7 protein-coding genes and 1 pseudogene are annotated in these 10,346 nt (G+C 38.4%); 1 reads left to right on the top strand and 7 read right to left on the bottom strand.

Annotation, left to right across the window (positions count from 1 at the left end; all coding sequences use genetic code 11):
• Positions 1 to 20 precede the first annotated feature (20 nt).
• On the top strand, positions 21 to 179 hold the full coding sequence (locus tag H7254_RS19405) for a hypothetical protein (RefSeq protein ID WP_301934549.1): 159 nt from the start codon (positions 21 to 23) through the stop codon (positions 177 to 179).
• A 491-nt stretch (positions 180 to 670) separates the two neighbouring features.
• On the opposite strand, the gene H7254_RS19400 is transcribed toward H7254_RS19405, so the two are convergent.
• The 7 genes and pseudogenes from H7254_RS19400 to H7254_RS19370 all read right to left on the bottom strand — a co-directional run bounded on the left by H7254_RS19400 (position 671) and on the right by H7254_RS19370 (position 10,061).
• The gene (locus tag H7254_RS19400; protein WP_301934548.1) at positions 671 to 1,396 is read right to left on the bottom strand and encodes an HNH endonuclease; all 726 of its coding nucleotides are present in this window, start codon (positions 1,394 to 1,396) and stop codon (positions 671 to 673) included.
• Between the two features lie 421 nt (positions 1,397 to 1,817).
• Complete coding sequence (locus H7254_RS19395) at positions 1,818 to 2,453, bottom strand: Gfo/Idh/MocA family oxidoreductase (RefSeq protein WP_367875461.1); 636 nt, start codon at positions 2,451 to 2,453, stop codon at positions 1,818 to 1,820.
• Positions 2,454 to 2,525: 72 nt separating this feature from the next.
• Positions 2,526 to 2,824: pseudogene (locus H7254_RS19390) on the bottom strand (Gfo/Idh/MocA family oxidoreductase); the annotation flags it as partial.
• Positions 2,825 to 3,022: 198 nt separating this feature from the next.
• Entirely contained in the window at positions 3,023 to 5,695 is a 2,673-nt protein-coding gene (locus tag H7254_RS19385; RefSeq protein ID WP_301934545.1) for a glycoside hydrolase family 3 C-terminal domain-containing protein, read from the bottom strand.
• A gap of 518 nt (positions 5,696 to 6,213) precedes the next feature.
• A complete protein-coding gene (locus H7254_RS19380) occupies positions 6,214 to 6,702 on the bottom strand; it encodes a hypothetical protein (protein WP_301934544.1) in 489 nt (162 codons plus the stop codon).
• A gap of 323 nt (positions 6,703 to 7,025) precedes the next feature.
• Complete coding sequence (locus tag H7254_RS19375) at positions 7,026 to 9,545, bottom strand: glycoside hydrolase family 9 protein (protein ID WP_301934543.1); 2,520 nt, start codon at positions 9,543 to 9,545, stop codon at positions 7,026 to 7,028.
• Between the two features lie 150 nt (positions 9,546 to 9,695).
• A complete protein-coding gene (locus H7254_RS19370; protein ID WP_301934542.1) occupies positions 9,696 to 10,061 on the bottom strand; it encodes a hypothetical protein in 366 nt (121 codons plus the stop codon).
• Positions 10,062 to 10,346 lie beyond the last annotated feature (285 nt).

Genomic DNA, 10,346 nt, shown 5'->3' with positions numbered 1-10,346 from the left:
TGTATAAAAAGTAGTTTAGTTTGGGCGAAGTGTTGCTGAAGATAGGCAAGAGAAAAGCCGCGCCTATTGACAGTCACCAGGAATTGATTGTTTTGATAATTGTTAAAGAGATGCTTCAAAAATGGGTTGTATTAAACGAACAATTACTTATTCCTGGTGAAACCATTTTGGGCACTTAGTTATTACCAAGTGATGTATGTCAAAACTCCTTTTTTATAGTTTATAATTTTTGAATTCAAAATAAAACCACCAGGAAAATTACTTTTATTTTCACCGGAGAATACACTCTGCGTCATAAACAGGTAGTAATGTTTAGGTATTTTAAATATGGAATTTACCTACTACGGGAGCGACTTACTGATTTTAAAAATAAATTAGTTTCACAAAATGGGCCTAAGAAAAACATTCTAAGAAATCACTGAGCTATAATTTTATTGTAAAAAGAATATTGGTCCATAAACTATTACTACTTTCAATTTTTATTGTAAGTTAAATTACGTTTACCATTGATGAAAAAATTATCTCCCTTTTTGATTGCTTGATTATTATTGGCAACCATTACTGGTTGTACTTTTAAAAGAGCAAGTGGAAAAATTCCTGTCAGTTACCAACTTTTATAAAGTATTCCGCCAAACTGTTGAAATTAGTAAGACGGAACCGTTTGATAATTTCAACTTGCAATCAATCGTCTTAATCCTTCCACACTTAAACGATCAGTTTTACGATGCAACATTCTATGGCAGTTTGAGCATACTAGGGCAAGGTCATTTATTGTAGTTTTACTTGTGCTGGTAAAGTCAGCCAAGGGCGTACGATGATGGCATTCTATATAATTAAAACCAAGCTCACCGTATTTAGCATTAAAGTCAAACTCGCAAGCTTCACAAAGTAGCTTACCAGCTTGTGCAAAAACGTTGCATTTCTTTTGAACAACAATATTAAGATCTCTTTCCCTAAACTTATGAAGTTTATAAATCACTGCTCCCTCTTGCACTTCGTTTATTTCGCCGTCTTCTTCTTCAGGTATCAGGTATAATTGATTGGGTAATTCAGGGTCGGCGGCAATAGTTTTAATATGCTTTGCTAATTGATGCAATTTTTCGGTATCGAACTCAAACTCGATGAAAACTTTTTTATCTAGCTGACTAAAAGATTGCATTCCTTTTCCATGATAAGTAGAGTCAAGCGCTAAGAAATTACTAAGCTTAAGCCCAACCCCGTTCGGGTTTCTAAATTTCACTTCATCGGGTCGCTCATTAAATATGGGCAGTCTATTTAATAGCCGGGATAATTCTTGTATCTCCGGATTTCTTGCATGAATTTGACCTGGCTCAAGCCGACTATACAGGTCTAGTGCCAGTATAATTTCATCTCTATGCCACGGAGGATTACGCAAATACTATATTTTAAATGAGGAGTGTAAATTAAGGGATTTAAGGCACTTGCAGTTTGGGTGATAATGATTAATATTTTGCCAGCTTCTTTCTCCCGATGAGATTTTATCATAAATACAGCATTTAGTTCCAGTGGGGTTTTCGCAACCGTACTTCAAACTAAAAAGATACATCTGCGAAACCTCGCTGCCGAAAAGAGCCATTACTTCAGCCAGCAACTCATTGTATTATTAATACACTGCAGGATTTGATGGCGCCTTTCTACTTCTTCACAGCAACTTCACCTCCCAAGACTTGTATTTTGGCAATGGATCTTTAGATTTGGTAAAACTCGTTGCGATATTGCTTATAAGAAAAAAAACAGCGGGCACTATGCGTACTTAACAAACACTGGTAATAAACCATTCATCGTACCTGCCTACTTTACTGCAACAGTTCACTCATTTTTACTACCCTGTTTTCGTGCATGGATTTATTAACTGCAATTGCCAACAGCATTGCTTTTAATCCGTCGTTACCTGTTATCGGCATGGGCTTTTTTTGTTGCAGGGCTTCAATAAATGCAGTTACTTCCAGCAAGTAAGATGCTGCATATCGATCAATAAAAAAGTTGAAATTTTGTGATAGGTGTACACCCGTATGATCAATGAATTGATTGGTCGTTTTTAAAGGATTTTCTGCTTTCATCATACCCTTCGTGCCAAATACTTCCAGCCGCTGGTCGTAGCCGTACACCGCTTTGCGACTGCTTTCTATGAGAACGGTTACCTGGTTTTTAAACGTCAGCAGTACATAGCCAGTATCAATATCTCCTGCCTTTCCAATCTCCGGATCTATCAGGTTAACACCCTTTGCATACACTTCTTCCACTTCATCTGCTACCAGGTAATTGGCCATGTCAAAATCATGTATCGTCATGTCCATAAATAAGCCTCCGGATGATTCTATATAAGCAATAGGTGGCGGTGCAGGGTCGCGGCTAATGATGTGTATAGTATGTAGTTTCCCGATTTTGCCTTCAACAATACATTGTTTAATTTCTTGAAAATTTGGATCCATCCGCTGGTTAAATGCCAGCATCAGCGGCACACCGACAGCCTTAATTACCTCCAGGGTACTAAGTACTTTTTCCAATGAAAGATCGAGCGGTTTTTCACAAAAAATGGCTTTGCCTGCTTTTGCAAGCTGCACTACATAATCGGCATGTGCATTGGTGGCGTGCAGATAAGCACCGCATCAATTTCAGGATGCTGTATTACTTCGGCTGCATTGGAAGTAACAAGCGGCACATTGAATTTTTCTGCAAACTTTCTTCCTTCTTCCGAAGGATTCATGGCTGCTATCAGTGTTGCGCCTGGTATGCGGGTACAAATATTTTCAAGGTGTATCTTACCAATTCTATTTACACCGAGTATACCCAATTTTATCATCCTGTTAAATTAAATATGTACAAAATAATTATTTCAACATTTTTAAAAATACCATAATGCCTAAAGCAACGATTAAGATTTATTTTTTGAGCAATTGGCTACCGTAATAGCTTTTACGTGCCAGGGAGGCAACAATGGCGCTATGGTAACGTATTTAATATTACGGCCAACAACAGCTTAAATATTATTAGTATTGATTTAGTGAACTACTTCCAGATTTTCTTTTAACCATAAATCTCTGGAAGAAGAGCCAATCGATATTCTAAATATGCCAGGTTCTACTACAGTATTCATTTGTTGATCTAACATTTGTAATAGTGCAGGCGTAATTTTAAAAGATAAAGATTTCGTTTCTCCCGCATTTAAATGAATTCGTTGAAAACCTTTTAATTCCAATACAGGCCTGGCAACAGAAGCCAACAAATCTCTGATGTATAATTGTGCTACTTCATCCCCAGCAACATGCCCGGTATTGGTAATGGAAAAATGAACAGTGACTGAATCAGTAGTTGATATTTTTTCTTTATCCAATTTTATATCTGTATACTTAAATGTAGTATAACTTAGTCCGAAACCAAATGGAAACAATGGTTGCCCGGATAAATTATTATAGTCATCTCCTCTACCTGTAGGTTTATGATTGTAAACTAAAGGCAATTGGGCCTCTGACAAAGGGAATGTAATGGGCAGGCGACCAGCAGGATTATAATCACCCCATAAAACATCTGCCACCGCACGCCCGCCTTCTTCGCCTGGATACCATACATCCAACAACCCATTTACTTTACTTAGCCAATTAGTCATTGTTACGGCACTACCCCCTACAATTATCACTGTAACAGGTTTTCCGATGGCTGCCACTTGCTCAATTAATTGTTCTTGAAATCCGGGTAAACTTAACATCGCTCTATCTTGAAATTCACCTTCTTTAATTCCAACTACAATTACAATGGCGTCTGATTTTTTTGCAATGTCAACTGCATTTGCAATTTTATTTGCATAATTATTTTCAATACCAACGTTCCAAATAAATTTTATTTGTCCATTGCTTGTTGCTTCGTGAAATTCAATTTTAATGTCGTACTGTTTCTTATTTTCAAAAGCAACATCAACTAATTTAGTGCGGTAACTTTGTTTTAACCAGTTGTCTATTACTAATTTATTATCAATATATAATCTAAATCCATCATTGCCTTCCAAACCAATTTTATACAAACCACTTGCCGGCGCTGTTAATTTCCCCGTCCATTTAATTGAATAATTATCTGTAGTTAATAAAGGATCTGGGGAAGAAAGGGTCCAGTGAAAATCTACCTGTTTATCTGACCTGATTAAAACAGGACTCCCTGCAGGCTCAATAGTATTATAATAAGCGCCGCTTAAACCTTGCGTCACTTTATCGTTTGCAAAGTTCGCTAAATAGTTTGCAGGAATTACGTCGTATGTTGTATTAGTTTTATCTGCACCTTCGGCATAATTAATTTGAACACCTGTTCCAAGCTTTTCCTTAATTCCATCAAGGATACTTATTTTTCCATTACCGGGGCCACTATACCCGCCCAGGCTAGCTTCTATTGCTTCTTTTCCTATTACCGCAATTGATTTTATTTTTTTACTCAAAGGCAAAACCGTGTTTTCGTTTTTTAATAAAACGATGGAAGCTGCTGCGGTTTCTCTGGCCAGTTTTTTATGCGTTGTATTATTGATCCATTTTTTTGCTGCGTCTTCAGATACATAAGGATTTTCAAATAAACCCAATTCAAATTTTGCAGTAAGCACCCTGCTTACCGCCTCGTCAATTGTTTTACTTTTGATAGTTCCATCCAAAAAGTGCGGCTTAAATAATTCATTGTGACTAAACTCTGTTTGAAAAATAACATCTAGTCCGTTTGATATTGAATTTGCACCGGATGCAGGATAGTCTGCTGCAGTATTGTGTAATACAGCTGTTCCACCTACTGCACTGGCATCCGAAATTACAAATCCTTTAAAGCCCCAGTCTTTTTTTAATTTTTTATTTAATAACCAGTCATTAGCCGAACAGGCACTTCCATCATAAGAATTATAGGCTGTCATAATAGATCTTGATCCACCTCTTGCAATGGCAGCTTTAAAGGGAGGAAAAAATTCTTCCTCAAGAAATCTTTCATTGAAATGAATTGGATAACTATCTCTGCCACCATCACCCACATTTGCAATAAAATGTTTGGGTGTAGTGATGATGCCCATTTTTTCGAAGGTACTAACAAAGGCTACCGCCATTTCACTTGCCAAAAAAGGGTCTTCACCATAGGTTTCTTCTGTACGCCCCCATCTTACATCGTTTGCAATATTGACTACAGGAGAAAGTACATCTCTGATTCCTCTTATTTTTGTTTCCAGGGCAATGGCAGTTGAAACTTTTTTCATTAAACTTGTATCCCATGTTGCAGCCAATGCAATCGCCTGAGGAAAAGAGGTAGCGCCTTTTCGTACTAACCCATGAAGACATTCATCAAAAGCAATCATTGGAATACCTAACCTGCTTCTTTCTACAAAATATTTTTGAATGTGATTAATTTTTTTTGCTAAAGCAAATGCATTCTCTTCTGCATTGTAGTTTAACATTTGAGAACTTGCCTTATCACCTTCAGAAGCTGCACTCACCTGAAATCCGAAAATACCATTTTCATATTTTGTTTCATCGGTTCCTAAATCGCCTGGAATCATAAACAACTGCCAGAATTTTTCTTCGGGTGTCATTCGATTTAATAAATCCTTTACTCTTTCCTCAATTGGCAATTTCGAATTTTTGTAAGGTGCCGTATTTTGAGCAGTACCAGTTAAACATACAGCAAATAAAAAAAGGCAAATCGCAATTAATTTGTTCATAGTGAAATATAATATTGTTCTGGATAAAATATCAATTAAAGGGTGGAAAAAATCCAACCTTTAATATTGTACTTGTTCAGCAAAGAAACTTATAATATGGATAAAGTTATAAATTATGTCAGAGAGCCGGTATTCCCGTTAGTTACTATAGTTAAACACTATAAAAAAAATTAGTTCCAGCGGGATTTTCGTAACCGTAACTTCAAATCGAAAAAGAAACTACTGCGGAAATGACCTTGTTGAAAAGTACCGTCACCGCAGATATTTGCCCTTTGAATTAATTAAGATGTACAGGATTTGCATACGTCTTTCATCTGCTCCGGATTCAGACAAGGAGCGTTTGTAAACACAGGCATTAGTAGCTGTGGGGTGTTCGGTAAAATATTATTTGTATTGAAAGAATCATCGGAACGATAAGCTTCCGGAGTAACCACCGCAGGCGCAACAACTTATTTTTTTGTGTAGTTAAATTCCTTTCAGCAGTGGTTGTTGGCAATACCATCCTACTAAAGCCGCCATTACTTCCGGCTGATTTTATAACGGTTTTGCTCTGCCACATTAAGTCTGTTTTCATGTTCGGCGATGTATCTTTCAAAATCTGCTGGCATGGTTAACTGCTCATACACTTCATCATAAAAATGAAGTTCGAGACTAAAGATGATTGTTTTACGATGGATAATTTTGAATCTCAGTTCTGCCTCAATTTCGTATGGAGCAATGCCGGTTTCGGCTTCGCCATTCAGGTATCTCATCCAGCTGTTGTTGTAATCAAGTGCATCAATATCGTCCGTTGCCATTATTTTAAACTGTTCTATAAAATGGTTAGGGCAATCTCCTTCGGTACTGATATTAATGGCCAATGGCCCTTTGGAATGATTGCACAAACTAAAATAAGTCCAGAACTCATTTCCATCCGCTATTCCCAATTCCATTCCTTTTAAATTTTTGAACCTGTTATTCCTGCTTTTAAAATATTCAAATAATTCTTCCTGAGAAATAAGTTTCATAGTATACTGTATGTTTTTTTTATGCAATAATCGAAATGAATGTTTCTTTACAAGCTGCCAAAATAATTTTTAACCTTATCAAGCCAAACACGCAGGAAATTTCAAAAAATTGATTTTTTCATCTTGTTCTGGCAGGTTCTCTTGCCCAGCGCAGTGTAAAATAAATCCTGCATACATATTTTATTGTTACGTGTTCAATATAAGTTACTGGATTTTCGGCTTCCAGCAGTTCCTGATTTCTTTGCTGCCACAATTAATTTTGCGCCCGGCAGCAATAAATAATTTACCCGAACGTACAGTAAAAATATATCCCACACCGAATTCTATTTCAACAACTCATCCACTCTTTTAAATGTATATCCTTTTTGTTTAAGGGTTGTAATCAATTCATTTAAGCGTAAATAAAATTTATTAGTGCGCCGGCTGTCTGTACCAATGTGCAGTAATAAAATATAGCCGTTTAAACCATGGTCATCGCTTGCTTCGGTTTGCAAAACAGACTGGTAAATTTCGTTGGTGCTGCGGTAATTTTTTAAGCCAGGGTAAGTATAATCAGCATTACTTAACGTACCGGGCGAGTAGTTGATCAGCTGCAGGCCGTTTGCTTTTGTCCAGGCGGCAATGCTGTCATTGTACCATTCATAGGGCGGCAAAAAGTAGTTTGCTTTTACAATGCCTGCTTTGCTAATGCTGTGCAAGTTTGCATTAAGGTCGGCGATAAATTGTTTTTTTGTTACCAGCAAACTGTCGCGGTTATCCCAGTCGCAGTATAACAGGTGCTGGTCGCTGTGTGGCCCCAGGTAGTTGCCCTGTTGCTTCAGTTTTTTTATCAGCGAACCAAAAGCAGAGTTACGGTAAAAGTGGCCGGTAAAAAAGAAAGACGCCTGGATACCCTGCTGTTGTAAAGTACCTGCAATAACATTGCCGCCATCGGCAAATTCATCGCCGGTAAATACAAGTCCCAATTGTTTTTTATCCGTGTTACCCCTTGTAATGGCGCCTTTAAAAATGGTGTGATTTAGGCGGGCTGCTTCAGCTTCCCTGGCCGCAGCCAGATAAATCAGCGATGCAGTTCCATCCATTGTAGGCTCGTTGGTGCTGTAGTCGCCATAGTCATCATGGTACACTGCCAGCGCACTTTGAAAGGGCGCATATTCATCAGCATTCTGCAACTGAATACCAATGAGGTTGCTGAAAATAGTGGTGTATACCGGGCCATCTACCAGGCCACCGTTAATGGGATGCTGTTTTAAATGCGTAAAGGCACTATGCGGATCAACCGGGCTGTCGCCCCAGGCCGGTAAACCATACACCATGGAAGTACCCCAGGGATTGCAACCAAATAACCAGTCGGTATTGGCCTGTTCCAACTCAGCAAAAGTTGCGTCGCCGGTTAGTTGCCGGTACCAGTAACATTGAATGGCAAAGGCCGTAGTTAAATTATTGCTGCACCATATAAAAGGGATACCGCGGTAAAACGCATTTTGCTTTGCCTTGTTCCATACCCGTTCTATGCCTGCTTTATAATACCCGGTAATGGTATCTCTTTTTTTACCAGTCAGTTGTTTGGCCAGTTCGTAATGGCCAATGTTAATGAAGGGGTACCATTGGTAATGTTTAGCAGTATCTTTTCCCAGCCAGGGCGTAACAGGTTCTGCCGCTGCATAACGCATGGCATTGCCGATAGCAGCAGGCATCAAGCCGCCGGATGTTTTTAGCTGGTGCGTTTTTTCCATTGTTGCGGTTACGGCATTGGCAAGTTCCATATCATCTACCCAATTGTCTTCTGCATAAATATAGGGGGATCGTACTGAAGCAGTTTGTGTAACGCCCGGCTTCCTGGCGGCAAATGCCAATGCACTCATTGACTTCTGCTTCAGTGTAATGGCAAATTTGCCGTCAATCTTTTTAAACAACATAAAACCCAATCCGAAGGCACTGGCAAATTTGCCTGCGGTAGAAGAAGTGCCGGTAGTATTGTTCATAAACTTGCCCCGTTGCTGCGGCTCGCCGCTTACAAAATATACTGGCCGCTCAAAACCTCTTCCATAAAAACTATCTTCTGTTGGTATGCGCATGCCCATGTGATCCCGGTCGTCGCCCAGCTGGTTAAATAGTAAGTTGGGTGCCGGATGCATTTTTAGCAACCAGTTCAATCCCCACCTCGCTTCGTTGAGTACGTCGGGGAGACCATCTTTTCCATCGAGCCCATTGGCCAGTTTTTCGTCTGTAAACACATCCGGAAAATCACGATAAGCCATCAGCAAATGATAGGTGGCGTTGGCAGATGTGGTGGCATATTGCAGGTAATCGCTGGCATCATGCCAGCCGCCTGTAACATCAATATGCGTACTATCCTGCAGACCGGCTGACTGAGCATCCAGGGTATAGCCATCATGGGTATGGCAGCTATCTTTTAAATATGGATTAAAACCACTTCGCTGCTGGCGCATATATTGTAAACAAAAATTGGCCACGCCTTTGTACACGTTGGCATCAATTGAAAAGGTTGCTGACAGCGCATTTCCGGCCGATAGAAAATATCTTCCCGCTGAAATAAAAGTAGAAAAGCTAAGTCGATAGGTATTTTGAAACGGACCATAAGCGCCAAAGTTTTTTGCAACCGGTGCTGTATAAACTGTTTTGCCGGTGGCAGAATCTACCAGGTTAAACGATTTAATTTGTTGTATGCCTTTACCACACCATACCGCTACTTTGATGCCGTTTGGCGTATAGCCCAGTTGATTGATCCTGATCCATTCCGTTTGACCTTGGGCAGCAAAAAATGAAAATGTCTGGCAGCAGGTAAGCAGAAAAAGTACAGCAAAATTTTTTATGTTCATTATATCGCAAAGTTGATTGGCACCTAAAGTTAAAGCATCAGTGCAGGTTACAGTTGTATTTTATTATCTGAAACCATCCTGACGTATATTCCCAAACGCCAATGTTTTGCTCTGGATTGTCGGCAAAAAAATAGTTGAATAAAAAACCCCTTATTTGTTATGATTAACAGGATTTATTCGCCTTACATTTGAAGCTGCAATAATGTGTGTAAAGGTAGAAGCAGTTTTTATTGCCAATTCCATTTTTTTATATCCTTCGCTATTTTTAATGGTATTTATTGCTTCTAATGTTGTGACTTCAATTAAAATTGCAAAATCAAACTTAGCAATATGCACTTTGCCTTTTCTTTCCATCATAAATTTCCCTTTTCCTGGCGGAATAAGTCGTGCTTTAAAAACAACAGCGCTAATTACATCACTTTCTTTTTCTAATTGCTTACACCATGACTTACCTTGTTTGATTAAACTTTTTTTTGGCGTTTGTTGTAAGAAAAAATGGAAAGGGAGATTTGTCAACTTCTGCTGCTATGTGTAAATAATAATTTTTTGATGGCTCTATTAATGATACCTTTTTAAATTGAAGATGCTGATTGACAATATTCAATTCAGGTGTTTCGGTTTTATTATCCATTTTGAGTATTATTTATTTTGTAAACTATTTTTTTTTGATAAACGATAAATTGCGTAAATGCCCGGTATCATTGGTAAAATTGCTGTATACATCCCGGCAAAATAATAATGTTCTGTAGTTTTATAATAGTAATTTGGCATATTGGCAACCTTCGTTCCGTTGATGATTTG

Source organism: Ferruginibacter sp. (assembly GCF_014377975.1).
Taxonomy (GTDB): domain Bacteria; phylum Bacteroidota; class Bacteroidia; order Chitinophagales; family Chitinophagaceae; genus Ferruginibacter.
Note: the sequence above shows the minus strand (reverse complement) of the source record. Positions and strands in the feature narration are given on the sequence as shown.

What these genes read in the sequence shown, in the direction of transcription:
- H7254_RS19395 (WP_367875461.1), bottom strand. Translation starts at nt 2,453, where the DNA reads ATGGATCCAAATTTTCAAGAAATTAAACAATGTATTGTTGAAGGCAAA.
- H7254_RS19385 (WP_301934545.1), bottom strand. Translation starts at nt 5,695, where the DNA reads ATGAACAAATTAATTGCGATTTGCCTTTTTTTATTTGCTGTATGTTTA.
- H7254_RS19380 (WP_301934544.1), bottom strand. Translation starts at nt 6,702, where the DNA reads ATGAAACTTATTTCTCAGGAAGAATTATTTGAATATTTTAAAAGCAGG.
- H7254_RS19375 (WP_301934543.1), bottom strand. Translation starts at nt 9,545, where the DNA reads ATGAACATAAAAAATTTTGCTGTACTTTTTCTGCTTACCTGCTGCCAG.